Raw genomic sequence first — 17,501 nt, 5'->3', positions numbered from 1 at the left:
GAGTTGAACCGTGGAACTGCTCCTGATCATCCTTTACTACGCGGTCTTCTTCTTCTGGCTGCTGCTCACGGCCCGTATCGTGATCGAACTCGTCCGGGTGTTCGCCCGCGACTGGCGCCCCGCTGGAGGGGTTGCAATCGCGTTGGAGAGCATCTACACAGTGACCGACCCGCCCGTCCGGCTGCTACGTCGGGTGATCCCGACGGTCCGGATCGGCGGAGTGGGGCTGGACCTATCCATTATGGTGCTGCTGCTGGTTGTGTACATACTGATGCAGCTGCTGTTGAGGTTGCTGCTGGGACATTGAGCGAAGTCCGGGTAACGGGGAACCCGGGTGACCCGCAGCCGAAGAGTGCGTGAGGTGATCTTGTGGGCCTGACCCCCGCCGACGTGCATAACGTCGCGTTCAGTAAACCGCCGATCGGGAAGCGCGGCTACAACGAGGACGAGGTGGACGCGTTCCTCGACCTCGTCGAAGCCGAGCTCGCCCGGTTGGTGGAGGAGAACAACGACCTGCGCAGCCAGGTTGAGCAGCTGGAGAACCAGCTGCAGACCGCGCAGGTCGACCTCGACGACGCCCGCAGCCAGGCGTCCGCGGTCCCCGCCGCTCCCGCCGCCCCCGCTCCGGCGGAAGAACCGCGTCGGCTCGCGCCGGTCCCGGCCCCGACCGCTGCCGAGCAGACCTCCCCGGGTGGAGATCACCACGTGCAGGCCGCGAAGGTGCTGGGCCTGGCGCAGGAGATGGCCGACCGGCTGACCGGTGAGGCGAAGGCCGAGGCCGACGGGATGCTCTCGGAGGCCCGCACCAAGTCCGAGCAACTGCTCTCGGACGCCCGGGCGAAGTCCGAAAGCATGGTCAACGAGGCCCGCACCCGGGCCGAGACGATGCTCAACGACGCGCGCACGCGCGCGGAGACCCTGGAGCGGCAGGCCCGCGAGAAGGCCGCCGGTCTGGAACGCGATGCCCAGCGCAAGCACGCCGAGGTGATGGGCAACATCACCCAGGAGAAGAACGCGCTGGAGAAGAAGATCGACACGCTGCGCACCTTCGAGCGCGAATACCGCACGAGGTTGCAGACCTACCTGGAATCGCAGCTGCGTGAACTGCAGGACCGCGGGTCGGCGGCTCCTGCCGAGAGCAACGGTCGCAGCTCGGCCCAGCAGAACACCTACAGCTTCGGCGCCCGCGCGGCAGAGGCGGGCTAGTCGGCGTTCCCGGACGCCGCCCGTGCACGGTGAGCGTGGCGAGGGCGTCACAGGCGGTCGTTCGGTGAGTGGGAGTCCGACGTGTTGTTGGTGGTTCTGGCGCTGGTCCTGGCCGCAGCCGGTGTCCTGGTGACCTCGGTGGTGATCGGCAGCCCCGCGTGGTCGTGGCTGTCGGTCGTGTTGTGCGCGGTGTGCGCGGTCCTGCTCGTGGTGGACCGGCTCCGACGGCGACGGGAGGCGAGCTCGTCGCCGTCGGGGCCCGGCCCCGCAGTGCCCGCGGATGATTCCAGCGAGGGAACGTCCGCGCAGTCCGCGACGGTCGAGGACGGTTCGGGGGACGAACCGGCCGAGGAGGACACCGACGCGGCGGACGCGCTGCTGGTGTCCGAATCGGACGAAGAAGTGGTCGTGGTCGACGAACGCCCGCGATACCACTTGGCCGCGTGCGGCTGGCTCGGCGACCGCGAGGTGCTGAGCCTGCCGGTGCGCGAAGCCCGCGAACTGGGCTTCACCTCCTGCGCCCGCTGCACGCCCGACGCCGTGCTGGCGGGGCAGGCGCGGACCGCGGGCTGACGTACCGCGGGCTGCCAGCTGGCTGCCGCGCACACCGATACCCGGTGGCGGCGGACCTAACAGCGTGTTCTAACCTCTTGATCGAAGGTCATGAGTGCCAGCGGTAAACCCCGGTTTGCTGGCCGGCAACCCTCCGACCGCGGTGGGGTGCCCCGGGTGAGGACCTGGCCGGTCGCGTGCGGCGATCCGGCAAGCGCGGGCCTGGCACGGACGCTGGCGGGTCCGGAGTGACCCGAGGAGATGTCGTGTCGTCAGCCGTCGAGCATCCGCAGCAGTCCGATGTGGACGTCGAAGTGCCCGGTGTGGTCGGTAGCGGGCTGCGGGTGCCGCTGATCACCGGTGGCACCGCCGAGTACGCCAACCTCGATCACGGGGCCAGCGCGCCGTGCCTGACCGCGGTCCGCGACGCCGTCGACGCGTTACTGCCCTGGTACGCCAGCGTGCACCGCGGCGCGGGATTCGCCTCCCAGGTCTGCACGCGGGTTTACGAAAGCGCCCGGGACGTTCTGCGCCGGTTCGTCGGCGCGCGCCGCGATGACTCCGTGATCTTCACGCGGAACACGACCGACGCGGTGAACCTGCTGGCGGCGGCCGTGCCGGACGGAACGTCCGTGGTGGTGTTCGACACCGAGCACCACGCGGCGCTGCTGCCCTGGGGAAGCGAGGTCCGGCGGCTCGGCATCCCGGCGAGCGCGGACGAAGCCGTGCGGGCGCTCGACGAAGCGCTCGCGGATTGCCCGGAAGGGCCGAAGCTCGCGGTGCTCACCGGTGCTTCCAACGTCACCGGTGAACTCTGGCCGGTCGCCGAACTCGCGCGGGTCGCGCGGCGGCGCGGTGCCCGCACGTTGCTGGACGCGGCGCAGCTCGCCCCGCACCGGCCGGTGCGGATCGCCGAGCTGGGCGTGGACCACGTGGTGCTGTCCGGGCACAAGCTCTACGCGCCGTTCGGGGCGGGTGCGCTGATCGGCCGTGCGGACTGGCTCGACGCGGCTCCGCCCTACCTCGCCGGCGGCGGCGCGACTCGCGCCGTGCCGGATGACGGCGTGATCGACTGGAACACCGGGCCGGAACGGCACGAAGCGGGTTCGCCGAACACGGTGGGCGTGCACGCGCTGGCCACCGCCTGCCGGGTGTGGTCGGAGCACGCCGAGTCGATCATCGCGCACGAGGACGCGCTGCTGATTCGGTTGCGCGCGGGCTTGCGCGACATCCCCGGGTTGCGCGAGCTGAGCCTGTTCGGGCCCGAGCACGCGCGGGTCGGAGTGGTCAGCCTGACCGTGGCGGATCGCGATGCTGGGCAGAATCGCGATGCCGGGCAGGCTCGCGACCCGGGACTGCTCGCGAGCGCGCTGTCCGCCGAGCACGGCATCGGCGTGCGGGACGGGCTGTTCTGCGCGCACCGCGCGGTGCGGCACCTGCTGGCGGGTTCCGGGGCGCAGCGCGCGCTGCGGGTCAGCATCGGGCTCGGCACGACGACCGAGCACGTGGACAGGTTCGTCGACGCGCTGCGCGGGCTGGTCGCGGACGGGCCGAGCTCGAGGTACGCGTTGGTAGAAGGCGGTTGGGTGCCCGAGCACGATCCGCGGGGTTTCCCGGCGGCGCTGAACTGACCCGGGTTCGAGCCGATGCGAGGGCGGTCTCCGGCTCGGGGAGAATGGGACGAGTGAACATCGAGCGATCCGAACCCGAGCAGCCCGAACCTGCCGCGCCGGGCGGCTCCGCCGCGGGGGATTCCAGCGGGGCTGGTGACTCCGGTAGCACGGGGGAGTCCCCGCGCCCGCGCAGGCTGCTGGTGCTGCTGTTCGGCGTCGCCGCGCTGCTGTTGGCGGCCGACGTGCTAACCAAGGTCGCCGCGGTCGCCGCACTGGAGGACCAGCCGCCCGCACGGCTGTTCGGCGGTGCGGTCTACCTGGTATTGGTGCGCAATCCCGGCGCTGCGTTCTCGCTGGCCACCGGTATGACGTGGCTGCTGGCGCTGCTGGCGATCGTGGTCGTCGGCGTGATCTTGTGGCTCGCGCCGAAGCTGCGCTCCACCGGCTGGGCCATCGGGCTCGGGCTCGTGCTCGGCGGGGCCTGCGGGAACCTCGTGGACCGGTTGTTCCGCGAACCCGGGTTCCTGCGCGGGCACGTCGTCGACTTCGTCTCGCTGTTCGCACCGGACGGCAGCGTGTGGCCGGTGTTCAACGTCGCGGACTCGGCGATCGTGTGCGGCGGCGTGCTCGTGGTGCTGATGTCCCTGCTCGGCCGGGACTACGACGGCACGGTGCACCGGAAGAAGGAGCGGTCGTGAGCGATCTGCGGATGCTGCCGGTCCCGGACGGGCTGGAAGGGATGCGGGTCGACGCGGGCCTGTCCAAACTGCTCGGCCTGTCCCGCAACACCGTCGCCGGGCTCGCCGAAGCAGGCGACGTGCTGCTGGACGGCGCCCAGGTCGGCAAGTCCGACCGGCTGCCCGCCGGGTCGCTGCTGGAGGTCACCCTGCCGGCCGCCCGGCCCGAACCGGAGGTCGTGGCGGTGCCGGTGGAGGGCTTGCAGATCCTGCACCAGGACGCGGACATCGTCGTGGTGGACAAGCCGATCGGAGTGGCCGTGCACCCCAGCCCCGGCTGGGAAGGCCCGACCGTGGTGGGCGGGCTCGCCGCGGCCGGCGTCCCGATCGCGACATCGGGGGCCGCCGAACGGCAGGGCGTGGTGCACCGGCTCGACGCGGGAACCACCGGCGTGATGGTCGTGGCCAAGAGCGAGCACGCCTACACGGCGCTGAAGCGGGCGTTCAAGGAACGCACGGTGGAAAAGCGCTACCACGCGCTGGTGCAGGGCCATCCCGATCCGAGCCGCGGCACCATCGACGCGCCGATCGACCGGCATCCGCGGCACGACTACAAGTTCGCGGTGGTCACCGGCGGCAAACCGAGCGTCACCCACTACGAGACGGTGGAGGCGTTCCGCGCGGCGTCGCTGGTGGACGTGAAGCTGGAAACCGGGCGCACGCACCAGATCCGGGTGCACTTCGCGGCCTTGCGGCATCCTTGCGCTGGCGACCTGACCTACGGTGCCGATCCGGTGCTGGGACGGCGGTTGGAGCTCACCAGGCAGTGGCTGCACGCCCGTTCGCTCGGGTTCGAGCATCCTGCTGACGGAACTCGGGTCGAGTTCACCAGCGAATACCCGGCCGACCTGCAGCACGCGCTGGATGTGCTGCGCGCGCAGGACGCTTAGCCGAATCGGCGATCTCCGGGGCTCGCATCGCGTAATCTGGTGAAATCCGCCGAGATCGGGCGGGCTGGGAGGGGCGATGTCGAACGCGGGTGAACGGCACGAGCACGTCGAGGACACCCCGACCCCGCCGATGGGATTGTCGTGGCGCGGCACGTTGCAGCCGGAACCGCTTGCACCTGCGGAGGAAACCGCGACCGGGCCGATCGCAGCCGCGGGGCCGGTCGCTGCCGGAATCGGACCGCAGCGGAGCCCGCAGGCGGATGCGGACGAGCGGGTGAACACCGGACTCGCCGAGCTGGTGCAGGCCGAGGACTTCGGCCGGGGCGGTCCGGCCGTTCTCGGTGGCGCACCGCCGGAACCGGGCGACTCCTACGGCGACGCCGGGGATTGGCCGACGCTGCAACGCCGGGAGCGGCAGGAACCTCGTGACGAGGAGCGCTCCGGCGGGCCGCTCGGGTGGATCAAGCGTCGCCGGGACGGGCAGTAGTCACCGCGGGCTCCCGGCCGCGCTCGGCGGCCGACCGGCCGGCCAGTTCGGCGATCCCGATCATCATCAGCGCCGATCCGACGCCGAGCAGCAATGCGGGCAGCGGAAGTGCGGGCAACACCATTCCTCCTCGCGACACCGGGAAGCGGCTCGCTTCCGCTTCGACCTCATGCCGTTGACGCTAGGCCGCCGAGGTGCGTGGCAGTTGCGGGTCGTCCCCCGGTCGAACCCGGAGATCCGCGCCGTCAGAGGTCGGTGATGTCCCAGATGAGGCTGCGCTGCTCGTCACCGGGCCGCGGCGACCAGCGGACCGCGGAGAGCTCGGTGTCCTGCGGCAGCACGTAGACGGTGTGCCCGCCCGCGGTCTCGCCCGGCGGCACTCCGATGCGGTGCGGCGGCCGCGAGGACAGCGACACCGGGGCTTTGCCGATCGTGGACCCGTCGGTGGCGACCAGCACCAGGTACAGGTCGGGCAGCGAGGTGAACGGCATGGCACTGCGGTTGGTCAGCTCGGTGTGCACCACGATCGCGCGATCGCCTGCTTGGAGCTGGTAGCCGGCGGCGGTGTAGAGGAAGTCCGCGGGGTCCACGACCTCGACGAGCTGGATGGTGATCCGCTCGCCCTCGGGCCCGTCCACGTCGAGCTTGCTGCCGACCTCGCCGGTGCGGGGCGTGGGCGGGGCCTGCGGTGTCCGCGCGTTCGCGTCCACGACCTGCTGATCGCGCGGGCCGGACTGCTCGCCGCGCGTCCACGCGGCAGAGCCGGGCGGGCCCCACGTGTTCATCGGCTCGGCTGGCCGCGGACCGTGCTGTTGCGGAGGGCCGTACGGCGGAGCCGCCGGGACGAACTGCTGCGGACCGCTCGGGCCGGTGCCGGGATGACCGCCGCTGTGGCCACCACTGGGGCCGCCGTGCACCTGGTGGCCACCGCTGTGCTGCTGAACCCACGCGTTCGCCGCGGCCAGCGCGTTGCGGATGCCTGCCGGGTCGCATTCGACGCCGACCACCATCGGCAGTCCCGTGGTCGACAGCGCGGCGAGCCGGGCGGCGACTTCGCGCACGTCCATGCCGAGCCTGCCCGCGATCTCGTGCACCGCGGCGCGGCCGGACTCGGCGACGGCGGTGAGCAGACGTACGTCCACGGGATCAGGGCCAGTCACGTCCGGCCACGCTACCCCCTCGAACCGATCACCGGACGCAAGGGCGCCGAGTTCGCCGCGCCTCGGCGGCACGTGGATCGCCGGTGCTCGCGGGGTTCGGGATCGATCCCGGGCGGGCAGCGCTCGGGCTGCCCGCCGACCGGTCAGCGCACCGCGATGATCGTGTACGGGCCGACGTCGCGGCGGGAGAACCCGGGCCCGTCGAACACCGCCGGATCGAAGTGGACGTCGTAGTCGCGCACGTTCGGCAGCTGCGGGAACGAGTCGCCCTTCAACGTCAGCGCCAGCTTCCGGCCGTTCGGGTCGGACGGGTCGGCGGCGCGTTCCTTCTCGCTCTCCGACGCGACCGGGCTCATCGGGTTGCGCAGCACGAAGACGTTCGGGGCCGCGAACTTTCCGCGGTTCATCTCGGCCAGCAGCTGCGGTCCGCTGCGCGCCTTCGACCACCGCTCGATCTCGGCGGCCCGCTCGTCGTACTCGGCCAGCGGGTTCGCGTAGTGCGGCGTCTCCTGCTGGAAACCCCAGTACGGCCGGAACGACATGAGCTTGTAGTCGGTGGTCAGCAGGATGTTCTGCTGCGGCTGCTTGCCGGTGAGACCGGAGATCGCGCGGTAGACGTCGTCGGCCCACGACCCGGTCTCCTGCGGGTCCCGCGCGCCCATCGCGTTGTTCCCGGTCGGGTAGTAGTCCTCGTAGGCCAGCTCGGTGGAGTCCTTCAGCTTGGTGCCGATGGCCCCCTGGGTGAGGGTGATCGCGCCGATCAGGCCCAGCGCGCAGGACAGCGTGGTGATCCGCGCGGCGTACGCCAGGTCGACGCGCTCCCGCAGCCACCCGATGAACTCCAGCAGCGCGAACACGCCCGCCACGGCCAGCACCGCGCCGAGGATCACGTTCAGCCGGAACGACAGCAACGTCGTCTTCGCCACCAACGCCAAAGTGGACAGTCCGAACCACACGTAGATGGACAGCACCAGCATCAGCATCGCCGCGGCGATCTCGCTGCGGCGGGCGCGCAGCAACAGCCAGCAGAACCCGGCCAGGCACAGCGCGCCGAACGGAGTCGGCTCGGTCATCGGCACCGGCAGGAACGAACCGTCCTCCGGCAGGTAGTGCAGCGCAGCGCTGCGCGGGTTGTCGGTGAACACGTGCGTGGACAACACGTACGGCAACCACACCAGCAGCGCGATCAGCCCGCTGACCACGCCGATCGGCAGCAGCCGCAGGAAAAGCCCCCGCACCGTCGGCCACAGCGACGCGCCGCGGCGCACCCGGAAGACGCCGATCACCACCGCCATGGCCACGATCAGCAGGACCGCGAATCCGAAGTGCAGCGTGTAAGTGATCGCGGCGAAACCGACGTAGCCGCCGATGCCGATCAGCGTCCAGCGCGGCGCGCGATCCCCACGGCGCAGCGCGTGCCAGGTCAGCACCGCGATGGGCGCCAGCCAAGCCGCCGACGGCCAGGCGTAGGGCTCCTCGATGCCGTGCAGCATCCCGGCCAGCGTCGTGGCCACCGCCGCCAGCAGCGCCAGCTTGCGCCGCACCACCACGCTCCAGAGCGTGAACGTGACCACGGCGGTCACCGCGACCCAGATCAGCGCGTACGGCTTGTAGGCGGCCCAGCCTTCCCAGCCGAGCAGGTTCGCGAACCGGCCGCCTAGCCAGAACCAGCCTGCCGGGTAGTACGGCGCGGTGTCCGCGTAGTTCATGTCCGCCAGGCCCAGCGTCGAGGCCATCCGCGTCATGTACTGCATCCGGAACCCGTTGTCGACGGACGCACCGCCGAAGTAGTACCGGGTGGCCTGCAACGGGATCGCCAGTGCCAGCGTGCTGAACGCCGACAGCGCGACCCACGTTCCCGTCGCGCGCAGCCACCGCGGCGCGCCGATTCGGGCGAACGCCAGCACCGCGAACGTGATCAACAGCACCAGGCCGGCGCCGAGCGAGGCCAGCGCCTCCGGCGCGTAACTGGGCTCGCTGATGCCCAGCCGGGTCACCGCGAACTGCAGGACGAGGCTGACCACCGCGGCCACCGCGGAACCCGCCAGCAGCTCGATCACCGCGGTACGCAGCGGAAGCCGCACGGCCGAATCCTGGCGCGGTGCGTCGATCGGTCGGGGGCCGGTCAGAGCCGGACTCAGCAGGGTTCCCGCCACGTGAGTTCGATCCTTCGGCGGTGGGGGACAGGGCGCCCGCGCAGAATAGAGGATGCTCGCGCCGCGGCCGCACGGCTGTCGGTGATCACCCGCTAGGGTGCTGAAAGGTGTTCAGAGGCGCCCCGCGTCTCGGGTCGATCGGCGGGTCGGCCGGCGCCTCCGCACCGCACGCGGCGCCGCCGCGGATCCGGACAACCCTGAGCGCACATCGAGGAGGGACGGCGATTGCCTTCGGACGCGGTCGAAACCGGACCGGAGCCCGCAGGGGCGGCGGGTCCGGAACCATCCGCGCGGATCCCGCGCGTGGTGGTTCGCGCCGACCTGCTGCCCGCGCTGAGCGCGCTGTCCCTCGTGGCGTTGCTGGGGCTGCCGCTCGGCTGGCTGTGGTCGCGGCTGGCGCCACCGGAGCTCGCCTTGCTCAGCAGCAGCGGCAACCCGGTTCCGGCGCAGGTCACGGAGAGCTACCACCGGTTCGACGCGGTCGGGCTGTTCCTGCTGCTGACGTTCGCCGCCGGGCTGGTGACCGCGGGCGTGCTGTGGGCGGTGCGCGGGCGGCGCGGGCCGGTGCTGCTGATCGGCGCGGTGCTCGGTTCGCTGGTGGCGGCGTGGCTGGCGATGCGGATGGGGGCGACGTTCGCGGGCGATCTCTACCCGCTGCCTGCCGCGCCGCGGGCCGGCGGGCAGATCACCGTGGCGCCGGAGGTTTCGACGCCGTGGGCAGTGCTGGTGCAGCCGCTGGGGGTCGCGCTCGGTTACGGCTTCGCGGCGTCCTGGAACGGTTTCGACGACCTCGGCAGGCGGCCTTGAGCCGGTTCAGTTCACGCTGGTGCCTTCGGTGAACTCGGCCAGCGGAGCCGGGATGGCCCGCAGCTCGCGCAGGAACTCGGCCTCCCGCACCAGCAGTCGTCGCACCAGCCGCAGCCGCGCCAGCGGGTCGGTCTCGGCCAGCAGCTCTTGGCGGTCCTCGGTGCTGAGCACGCAGTCCTCGGCGAGCGCGTAGGCGAGGTCGGCGAGCTCGGTGTCCGCGGCGGGCGGGTCGTAGTGGTCCCCGCGCAGGCCCGTCCCGTGGTACCGCTCGTGCGCTGCGCGGGCGGCGGCGTCCAGCCGCGGGCCGATCCGCGGATCCTCGGCGGGTTCGGTGTCCGGCAGCCATTCCACCCGCGCCATCAGGTACGGCGCGGCCTCCCGGTCGATCTGCAGCAGCCGGAACCGCTGCGCACCGTCCGCGGAGACGTCGTAGCGGCCCTGCGGGAGCTGCTGGACCTGCTGCAACCGCGCGGAGCAGCCGACGTCGTACATCGAGTCGACGTTGTCGTCGCCGACCTCCCAGCCCTGCCGGATGCCGACCACGCCGAACCGGCGGTCCGGGACGACGTCGTTGACCAGGTCGAGCACGAGCTGCCGGTAGCGCGACTCGAAGATGTGCAGCGGCAGCGCCGCACCGGGCAGCAGCACGGTGCTCAGCGGGAACAGGGGCAACGTGTCGGTCACGGTTGCCAACCTACGTGCACTCCCGGCCCGGCGGCCAACATCGATTCGCCGGACGTCGGCCACGCGGCGCTCATGAAGCACCCGGCGGCGGGCGGAACACCGCGAACGGGTCGGTGATCTCCAGGCCGGGGCTGGTGAACCGGAACAGCGCGGGCGGGCGCCCGCCGGAAGGGCCTGCGGGAACCGTGCGCCCGGTCGGTTGCAGCGCTCCGCGCCGGGTCAGCACTCGTTGCAGATTCGTCGCGGCCACCTGGTAGCCCAACGCGGCCGAGTAGATCCGGCGCAGCTCGGAGATGGTGAATTCGGCGGGCGCCAGTGCGAAACCGAGGTTCGTGTAGGAGAGCTTCGCGCGCAGCCGGTCCCGCGCCGCGTGCGTGATCCGCTCGTGGTCGAACGCGGTGGGCGGCGGGTCGTCCAGCGCGTGCCAAGCGGTGTCCGCGGGCACCTCCGGGTCCACATCGGACGGGACCAGCCCGAGGAAGGCGGTCGCCACGACGCGGCGGCCGGGCACGCGGCCGGGATCGCTGAACGCGGCGAGCTGCTCGACGTGGCTGAGCTTGTGCACGTCGACCTTTTCCGCGAGCTGACGGCGGATCGAGCGCTCCACGTCCTCGTCGTCGCCGAGCCTGCCGCCGGGCAGCGCCCACCGGTTTTCGTGCGGCGGTTTGGCGCGTTGCCACAGCAGGACTTGCAGGCGGCCTTCGTGCGCCCGGAGCACTCCGGCGAGCACTTCGTGACCTGCATCTCCCTTGTCCGGGTCGGCTCCGGTGCTACGATGGGGCACGTTTTCGATTATGAGGCGAAAACTGCTCGATGAGCAACGCCGGGCGCGCACCGCAGCGTTTCCGGTGGTGAGGAGGACGAGATGGTGGCTGCCGACGCACCGGCTGCCTACACGGGAGTGGCACCGGACGCGGAATGGGCGCGGGAGATCCGCAGGCTGGCCGAGCAGCGCGACGCGGTGCTGCTCGCGCACAACTACCAGCTGCCGGAGATCCAGGACGTCGCCGACCACACCGGCGACTCGCTGGCGCTGAGCCGGATCGCCGCGGACAGCCCGGCATCGACGATCGTGTTCTGCGGCGTGCACTTCATGGCCGAGACGGCGAAGATCCTCGCGCCCGGCAAGACCGTGCTGATCCCGGACGAGCGCGCCGGCTGCTCGCTGGCCGACTCCATCACCGCCGAGCAGCTGCGCGCCTGGAAGGCCGAACACCCCGGCGCGGTCGTGGTCTCGTACGTGAACACCACCGCGGAGGTGAAGGCCGAGACCGACATCTGCTGCACCTCGTCCAACGCCGTCGACGTCGTCCGCTCGATCCCCGCCGAGCGCGAAGTGCTGTTCTGCCCCGATCAATTCCTCGGCGCGCACGTCCGCCGCGAAACCGGGCGGGACAACGTTCTCGTGTGGGCGGGGGAATGCCACGTGCACGCCGGGATCAACGGGCCGGAGCTGGCGGGCCGCGCGGCTTCCAACCCGGACGCCGATCTGTTCATCCACCCGGAGTGCGGTTGCGCGACCTCCGCGCTGTACCTGGCGGGCGAGGGCACGGTGCCGCCGGAGCGGGTCAAGATCCTCTCCACCGGCGCGATGCTCGATGCGGCGCGGGAGACCGGGGCCGATTCGGTGCTGGTGGCCACCGAGGTCGGAATGCTGCACCAGCTGCGGCGGGCCGCACCGGAGATCGACTTCCGGGCGGTCAACGAACGCGCTTCCTGCCGGTACATGAAGATGATCACGCCTGCGGCGTTGCTGCGCTGCCTGCGCGAACGGGCCGACGAGGTGGAGGTGCCCGCCGACGTCGCCGAACGCGCCCGCGAGTCGGTGCGGCGGATGATCTCCGTCGGCAAGCCCGGGGGCGGCGAATGAGCTGGGAAGCCGGTGCGGACCTGGTCGTCGTCGGCTCCGGCGTCGCCGGGCTCACCGCGGCGCTGAGCGCCAGGCAGCTCGGGTTGCACGTGCTGGTGATCACCAAGGACTCGGTTTCGGCGGGCAACACCGGATGGGCGCAGGGCGGGGTCGCCGTGGTCCGGCCCGACGAGCACGACGTGGGCGACAGCTTGCAGCGGCACGTCGACGACACCCTGACCGCCGGAGCGGGATTGTGCGACGAGGACGCCGTCCGCGCGATCCTCACCGACGGTGCGGCGGCGGTGGCCGAACTGCGCGCGGCCGGTGCTCGGTTCGACACCGATTCCGGTAGCGCGGGACCGCTCGCGCGAACCCGCGAGGGCGGGCACACCGCTTTCCGCGTCATCCGCGCCGGTGGGGACGCGACCGGCGCGGAGGTGCAGCGGGCGTTGTCGAGCGCAGTGGCCGCCGGTGGAATCCCCGTGCTGGAAGGGCATTGCGTCGCCGAGCTGATCCGCGACGAGTGCGGCGCGATCGCGGGTGCGCTCGCGCTCGACGGGTCCGCGAATCCGGGCACGCTGCGGAGTCCGGCGGTACTGCTGGCCACCGGTGGGCTGGGACAGCTCTTCGCGGCCACCACGAATCCGGAAGTCGCCACGGCCGACGGGATCGCGCTCGCGCTGCGCGCGGGTGCTTCGGTGGCGGATCTGGAGTTCGTGCAGTTCCATCCGACGGTGCTGCACATCGCGGACGGCGCACGGGGCAGGCGCCCGCTGGTCACCGAGGCGGTGCGCGGCGAGGGCGCCGTGCTGGTGGACGCGCAGGGGCGGCGCGTGATGGCCGGGGAGCACCCGCTCGCGGACTTGGCGCCGCGCGACGTGGTTTCCGCGGCGATCAACCGGCGGATCACCGAGACCGGCGCGGAGTGCGCGTACCTGGACGCGACCGGGCTGAGCGGTTTCGCCGCCCGGTTCCCGACGGTGTTCGCGGCCTGCCGGGAAGCCGGGATCGACCCGGCGCGCGAACCGATTCCGGTGACCAGCGCCGCGCACTACTCCTGCGGCGGCGTTCTGTCCGATGTGGACGGACGGACCGGGGTGGCCGGCCTGTACGCGGCGGGCGAGGTCGCCCGCACCGGCCTGCACGGGGCGAACCGGCTGGCCTCCAACAGCCTGCTGGAAGGGCTGGTCGTCGGCGGACGAGCAGCCCGCGCCGTGGCGCGCGACCTGCGGGCAGGCGGACGTGCGCGCAAGCCGGTCCACTCGCCGATACCCGCGGCGGCCGTGGTGGACCGGGACCTGTTGCAGCGCACCATGAGCAGGCACGCGGGCATCGGGCGCAGCGCGGAAGGGCTCGCCGAGGCGGCGGCCGCGCTCGACCGCGCGGGCATCGTCCGTCCACTTCGGAGCAGGCAGGCCGTCGAGGGCGCCGCGCTCACGCTCACCGCGCACGCGATGCTGGCAGCCGCCGCCACCCGCGCCGAATCCCGTGGCAGCCATTTGCGCAACGACCATCCGAACCCGGACGACGTACGCTGGCGGCGCAGCATTCCGCTGCGCCTGGACGTGTCGGGCCGGCTGCTGGGCACCGATCGCGAACCCGTGAGGAGCGTGGCATGACGCTGTCCGAAGCGACCACGGCACAACTGCGCTCCGCAGGGCTGGACCCGCAGGAAGTGCGCGCGCTGGTGCGGGCCGCGCTCGCCGAGGACCTGCGCTACGGGCTGGACGCCACCACGGAGGCGACGGTGCAGGTGGACGCCATCGCCGAAGCCGAGTTCCGATCGCGCCCGGCCGGCGTCGTGGCCGGAATCCCGGTCGCCCGCGCGGTGCTCGACGAAGTCCTCGGCCCGGACGGGTACAAGGTGCTGCACAGCCGAACCGACGGCGACATGATCATGCCGGGGGAGAGCGCGTTGAGCGTGCACGCGCCGGTTCGCGGCCTGCTCACCGCCGAACGCACCGCGCTGAACCTGCTCTGTCACCTCTCCGGCATCGCCACCGCGACCGCGGAATGGGTGCGTGCCGTCGAAGGCACCGGCTGCCGCATCCGGGACAGCCGCAAAACCCTGCCCGGCCTGCGGGTGCTGCAGAAGTACGCGGTGCGCAGCGGCGGCGGGGTGAATCACCGCATGGGGCTCGGCGACGCCATGCTCATCAAGGACAACCACGTCGTCGCGGCCGGTTCGGTCGTCGCGGCGCTGCGCGCCTGCCGGGAACACGCGCCGGATCTGCCCGCCGAAATCGAAGTGTCCACTCCGGAAGAGCTCGACGAGGTGCTGGAAGAGGGCGCCGAGCTGGTCCTGCTGGACAACTTCGGCCCTGCGGACTGCGCCGATGCGGTGCGCCGCACCCGCGAGGTCTCACCCGGCACCGAGCTGGAAGCATCCGGCGGACTCACCCTCGACGTCGCCCGCAGCTACGCCGACACCGGGGTGCACTACCTGGCTGTAGGTGCGTTGACCCACTCGTCGCCCGCGCTGGACATCGGGTTGGACATGTGAGCGCGCGCCGCGCTCAGAACTTGCGGTTCGCCAGCACCGGGACGCTGCCGCGCGCCTGCTGCACGGGCTCCTCATCGAGGTCGACGACCAGCACGTCCGGGGCATCGGCGAGCTGCGCGTGGATCGCGCCGAGCGGGCCTGCGACGGTGCTGTAGCCGATGCCGGTGGGCGCCTTGCCGCTCGGCTCGATCCCCCGGGTTCGCGGGTCCGCCTGCCCGCACGCCGCGATCCACGAGGTGCTGTCCAGCGCGCGTGCGCGCACGAGCAGTTCCCACTGGTCCCGCTTGCCCTCGCCCGCGCCCCAGGACGCCGCGGTGACGATCACCGAAGCGCCCTGGTCGGCCAGCGCGGTGAACAGTCCGGGGAAGCGCACGTCGTAGCAGGTCGTTACGCCGAAACGAGTGCCGGCGAGGTCCACCACCAGCGGTTCGGCGCCGGGTGCGACGGTGCGGGATTCCGCGAATCCGAAAGCGTCGTAGAGGTGGATCTTGTCGTAGTGCGCGTCCAGCCCGCGCCCGGTGACCAGCAGGGTGTTGGTCACCCGGCCTTCATCGGCGGGAGTGAACATGCCCGCGACGACGGCGATCCCGGCGTCGTCGGCGATGCGCCGGACCTCGCTCGCCCACGGGCCGTCCAGCGGTTCGGCCAGCGGGCCCAGCTTCGTGCCGAAGCAGGCCATCGTGGCCTCCGGGAACACCGCGAGGTCCGCGCCGGACTCGGCGGCCCGGCGCACGCCGTCTGCGACGAGTTCCAGGTTCGCCGCCGGCTCGGGAGTGGACACGATCTGGCACAGCGCCACGCGCATGGGTTCCGCCTTCCTTCGCCTCTACACTGTTGTATACCAGCAATATGCAACGTCGGTGAACATGCGCGAGGAGCCACCGTTGACCTCGGGACGCCAGCTCGCTTACGAGCATCTCAAAGACGCCGTGCTCAGCGATCCCGCCATGCAGGGCCGGTTCGTGAACGAGCAGGCGCTCGCCGACGACATCGGAGTGTCCCGCACGCCGATCCGCGAAGCGCTGCTGCTGCTGGCCGCCGAGGAACTCGTGCAGCTGGTGCCCAAACGCGGCGCTTACATCGCACCGGTGGGCGGGCGCGAGATCCGGGAGCTGTTCGAGCTGCGCGGCATGATCGAGCAGTACTCCGCGCGCAGGGCCCTGGAGCTCGGCACCGTTCCGCTCGCGGCGATGCGCACCGAACTCGACGAGCAGCGGGCGATACCGGCCGATGCCGACACGCGGAGGTTCATCGACCTCGACCACCGGTTCCACACCGCGCTGGTCCACGCGGTCGGCAACGACATGCTGAACAAGAGCTACGACGGGCTGCGGGCGCGCCAAGTGCGCGCGGGCATCGTCGCCCTGTTCTCGGCCGCCAACCGCCGCAACGCGGTGCTCGACGAGCACGACGCGATCCTCAAGGCGCTCACCGCCGGGGACGCCGCCGCGGCCGATGCGGCGATCAGCGCGCACCTGGAAGCTACTCGGCACGTGCTGCTCGCGGGCTGATCGCCAGTCCGGCCAGCGTCACCACGCACGTCCCGAACAGGTAGCAGGCCGGTGCGATCCAGCTGTCGAAGTACGCGAACAGCGAGGTGAACAGCAGCGGAGCCAACGCGCCGCCGATCACTCCGGCCAGCGTGTAGGCCAGCGAACAACCGGTGTAGCGCAGCCGCGGACTGAACTGCTCGGAGACGAAAGCGCCCTGCGGCCCGTACATCAGCGAATGCCACAGCAGCCCGACGACGACACCGACCACCAGCATCGGCGCTGAACCACCGCCGATCAGCGGGAAGAACAGGAACGGCCACACCGCGCCGCCGACAGCCCCGAGCGCGTAGACCCGGCGGCGCCCCCAGCGATCGGACAGCCAGCCGGCGACCGGGATGAGCGCGAGCTGGCAAGTGGAACCGAGCATGACGCCGGCGACCGCCCAGCTCTGCGGCAGACCGAGCTCCTTGGTGGCGTAGGTGAGCACGAAGACCGTGAACAGCGCGTAGAGCACATCCGGCCCGACCCGGGAAAGGATCGCCGCGAGCAGCGCGCGGGGTTCGCGGGTGAACACCTCGCGCAGTGGTGCGGAAGACTGCTCGCCTTCGCGCTTGAGCTGCTGGAAGACCGGTGTCTCCTCGAGCCGCACCCGGATCCAGAGTCCGAAGATCACCAGCACCGCCGAGAGCAGGAACGCGATCCGCCAGCCCCACGCCATGAACTGCTGCGTGCTCAACAACGCCGCCAGCGCTGCCAGCACCCCGTTGGCCAGCAGGTTCCCCGCAGGCGGGCCGATCTGCGCGGCGGATGCCCAGAAGCCGCGCTGCTTGTCGCTGCCGAACTCGCTGGAGAGCAGCACCGCGCCGCCCCATTCGCCGCCGATGCCGACGCCTTGCGCGAACCGCAGCGTCACCAGCAGCACCGCGCCGAGCGAACCGACCTGGCCGTGCGTGGGCAGCAGGCCGATCAGCACCGTCGCGATGCCGGTGAGCAGCAGCGTCGTCACCAGAACCTGCTTGCGCCCGAGCACGTCGCCGAGGCGGCCGAACACGAAACCGCCCAACGGCCGGGACAGGTATCCGACGGCGTAGGTGGAGAACGCCAGCAACGTGCCGGAGAGCGGGTCTTGGCTGGGGAAGAACAGGTCGCCGAAGACCAGGGCGGAGGCGACCGAATAGGCGGCGAAGTCGTACCACTCCAGCGAGGTGCCGGACAGCGCGGCGGTGAACGCCTTGATCAGGTCTTTCCGCGGCGGCCGGGTCGGGGTGTCGGCGAGCTGCATCCGGGTTCCTTGTCGACGGGGTTCGTCACATCGGCGGCGCGGGCGGCCGCAAGCGTGATACGAACTGTATACAAGAAGT

19 protein-coding genes and 1 riboswitch are annotated in these 17,501 nt (G+C 71.5%); of the genes, 12 read left to right on the top strand and 7 right to left on the bottom strand.

Annotated elements, in window-relative coordinates; translation table 11 throughout:
* The first annotated feature begins 10 nt into the window (after positions 1–10).
* From V1457_RS00435 to V1457_RS00405, 7 genes are all read left to right on the top strand, one after another.
* Complete coding sequence (locus tag V1457_RS00435; RefSeq protein ID WP_200070020.1) at positions 11–307, top strand: YggT family protein; 297 nt, start codon at positions 11–13, stop codon at positions 305–307.
* A 62-nt stretch (positions 308–369) separates the two neighbouring features.
* Complete coding sequence (locus V1457_RS00430; protein WP_200070019.1) at positions 370–1,206, top strand: DivIVA domain-containing protein; 837 nt, start codon at positions 370–372, stop codon at positions 1,204–1,206.
* Between the two features lie 81 nt (positions 1,207–1,287).
* On the top strand, positions 1,288–1,779 hold the full coding sequence (locus V1457_RS00425) for a hypothetical protein (protein ID WP_338598953.1): 492 nt from the start codon (positions 1,288–1,290) through the stop codon (positions 1,777–1,779).
* 86 nt (positions 1,780–1,865) lie between these two features.
* Positions 1,866–1,981, top strand: a riboswitch (SAM riboswitch).
* A gap of 43 nt (positions 1,982–2,024) precedes the next feature.
* Positions 2,025–3,389, top strand: a complete 1,365-nt coding sequence (locus V1457_RS00420; RefSeq protein WP_338598950.1) for an aminotransferase class V-fold PLP-dependent enzyme — start codon at positions 2,025–2,027, stop codon at positions 3,387–3,389.
* A 53-nt stretch (positions 3,390–3,442) separates the two neighbouring features.
* A complete protein-coding gene (gene lspA / locus V1457_RS00415) occupies positions 3,443–4,069 on the top strand; it encodes a signal peptidase II (RefSeq protein WP_407074737.1) in 627 nt (208 codons plus the stop codon).
* An 11-nt stretch (positions 4,070–4,080) separates the two neighbouring features.
* Positions 4,081–4,998, top strand: coding sequence for an RluA family pseudouridine synthase (locus tag V1457_RS00410; protein ID WP_200070368.1), 918 nt, complete (start codon positions 4,081–4,083; stop codon positions 4,996–4,998).
* A gap of 76 nt (positions 4,999–5,074) precedes the next feature.
* Positions 5,075–5,485 carry a hypothetical protein gene (locus V1457_RS00405; protein WP_338598942.1) on the top strand — a complete coding sequence of 137 codons (411 nt, stop codon included), beginning with the start codon at positions 5,075–5,077 and terminating at the stop codon, positions 5,483–5,485.
* Here the strand turns inward: V1457_RS00405 and V1457_RS00400 are convergent.
* The 3 genes from V1457_RS00400 to V1457_RS00390 all read right to left on the bottom strand — a co-directional run bounded on the left by V1457_RS00400 (position 5,460) and on the right by V1457_RS00390 (position 8,729).
* Positions 5,460–5,603: a hypothetical protein gene (locus tag V1457_RS00400; RefSeq protein WP_200070014.1), complete on the bottom strand. Its 144-nt coding sequence runs from the start codon at positions 5,601–5,603 to the stop codon at positions 5,460–5,462. The genes V1457_RS00405 and V1457_RS00400 overlap by 26 nt on opposite strands.
* 127 nt (positions 5,604–5,730) lie before the next feature.
* Complete coding sequence (locus V1457_RS00395) at positions 5,731–6,645, bottom strand: AsnC family protein (RefSeq protein ID WP_338598938.1); 915 nt, start codon at positions 6,643–6,645, stop codon at positions 5,731–5,733.
* Between the two features lie 143 nt (positions 6,646–6,788).
* Positions 6,789–8,729 carry an arabinofuranosyltransferase gene (locus V1457_RS00390; RefSeq protein ID WP_295147634.1) on the bottom strand — a complete coding sequence of 647 codons (1,941 nt, stop codon included), beginning with the start codon at positions 8,727–8,729 and terminating at the stop codon, positions 6,789–6,791.
* Between the two features lie 297 nt (positions 8,730–9,026).
* Between V1457_RS00390 and V1457_RS00385 the strand changes: the two genes are divergently transcribed.
* Positions 9,027–9,608, top strand: coding sequence for a DUF2567 domain-containing protein (locus V1457_RS00385; RefSeq protein WP_338598933.1), 582 nt, complete (start codon positions 9,027–9,029; stop codon positions 9,606–9,608).
* A 6-nt stretch (positions 9,609–9,614) separates the two neighbouring features.
* Here the strand turns inward: V1457_RS00385 and V1457_RS00380 are convergent, their stop codons facing one another.
* Positions 9,615–10,292: an LON peptidase substrate-binding domain-containing protein gene (locus tag V1457_RS00380; RefSeq protein WP_200070012.1), complete on the bottom strand. Its 678-nt coding sequence runs from the start codon at positions 10,290–10,292 to the stop codon at positions 9,615–9,617.
* 70 nt (positions 10,293–10,362) lie between these two features.
* Positions 10,363–11,022: an NUDIX domain-containing protein gene (locus V1457_RS00375; RefSeq protein ID WP_200070365.1), complete on the bottom strand. Its 660-nt coding sequence runs from the start codon at positions 11,020–11,022 to the stop codon at positions 10,363–10,365.
* Between the two features lie 135 nt (positions 11,023–11,157).
* Between V1457_RS00375 and nadA the strand changes: the two genes are divergently transcribed.
* The 3 genes from nadA to nadC are packed head-to-tail and all read left to right on the top strand — an operon-like array spanning position 11,158 to position 14,647.
* Entirely contained in the window at positions 11,158–12,162 is a 1,005-nt protein-coding gene (gene nadA / locus V1457_RS00370; RefSeq protein ID WP_338598929.1) for a quinolinate synthase NadA, read from the top strand.
* A complete protein-coding gene (locus tag V1457_RS00365) occupies positions 12,159–13,763 on the top strand; it encodes an L-aspartate oxidase (protein ID WP_338598926.1) in 1,605 nt (534 codons plus the stop codon). Before nadA ends, V1457_RS00365 begins: the two co-directional genes overlap by 4 nt.
* Positions 13,760–14,647 (top strand): carboxylating nicotinate-nucleotide diphosphorylase, encoded by an 888-nt coding sequence (nadC, locus tag V1457_RS00360; protein ID WP_200070009.1) that lies wholly within the window; start codon positions 13,760–13,762, stop codon positions 14,645–14,647. The genes V1457_RS00365 and nadC overlap by 4 nt, the downstream gene beginning before the upstream one ends.
* A gap of 13 nt (positions 14,648–14,660) precedes the next feature.
* On the opposite strand, the gene V1457_RS00355 is transcribed toward nadC, so the two are convergent.
* The gene (locus tag V1457_RS00355) at positions 14,661–15,452 is read right to left on the bottom strand and encodes a carbon-nitrogen hydrolase family protein (protein ID WP_200070008.1); all 792 of its coding nucleotides are present in this window, start codon (positions 15,450–15,452) and stop codon (positions 14,661–14,663) included.
* Between the two features lie 79 nt (positions 15,453–15,531).
* Here V1457_RS00355 and V1457_RS00350 point away from each other — a divergent pair, with 79 nt between their 5' ends.
* Positions 15,532–16,158, top strand: coding sequence for a GntR family transcriptional regulator (locus V1457_RS00350; RefSeq protein WP_233627335.1), 627 nt, complete (start codon positions 15,532–15,534; stop codon positions 16,156–16,158).
* Here the strand turns inward: V1457_RS00350 and V1457_RS00345 are convergent.
* Positions 16,130–17,422 (bottom strand): MFS transporter, encoded by a 1,293-nt coding sequence (locus V1457_RS00345; RefSeq protein WP_338598915.1) that lies wholly within the window; start codon positions 17,420–17,422, stop codon positions 16,130–16,132. The two genes, V1457_RS00350 and V1457_RS00345, sit on opposite strands and share 29 nt — an antisense overlap.
* Positions 17,423–17,501 lie beyond the last annotated feature (79 nt).

The organism is Saccharopolyspora sp. SCSIO 74807 (genome assembly GCF_037023755.1).
Taxonomy (GTDB): Bacteria; Actinomycetota; Actinomycetes; order Mycobacteriales; family Pseudonocardiaceae; genus Saccharopolyspora_C; species Saccharopolyspora_C galaxeae.
This window is presented reverse-complemented; position numbering and strand designations above follow the sequence as displayed.

Bases quoted from the DNA above. Each gene is read 5' to 3' on its own strand.
- V1457_RS00410 (WP_200070368.1), top strand. From the start codon at position 4,081: ATGCTGCCGGTCCCGGACGGGCTGGAAGGGATGCGGGTCGACGCGGGC.
- V1457_RS00405 (WP_338598942.1), top strand. From the start codon at position 5,075: ATGTCGAACGCGGGTGAACGGCACGAGCACGTCGAGGACACCCCGACC.
- nadA (WP_338598929.1), top strand. From the start codon at position 11,158: ATGGTGGCTGCCGACGCACCGGCTGCCTACACGGGAGTGGCACCGGAC.
- V1457_RS00365 (WP_338598926.1), top strand. From the start codon at position 12,159: ATGAGCTGGGAAGCCGGTGCGGACCTGGTCGTCGTCGGCTCCGGCGTC.
- nadC (WP_200070009.1), top strand. From the start codon at position 13,760: ATGACGCTGTCCGAAGCGACCACGGCACAACTGCGCTCCGCAGGGCTG.
- V1457_RS00355 (WP_200070008.1), bottom strand. From the start codon at position 15,452: ATGCGCGTGGCGCTGTGCCAGATCGTGTCCACTCCCGAGCCGGCGGCG.
- V1457_RS00345 (WP_338598915.1), bottom strand. From the start codon at position 17,422: ATGCAGCTCGCCGACACCCCGACCCGGCCGCCGCGGAAAGACCTGATC.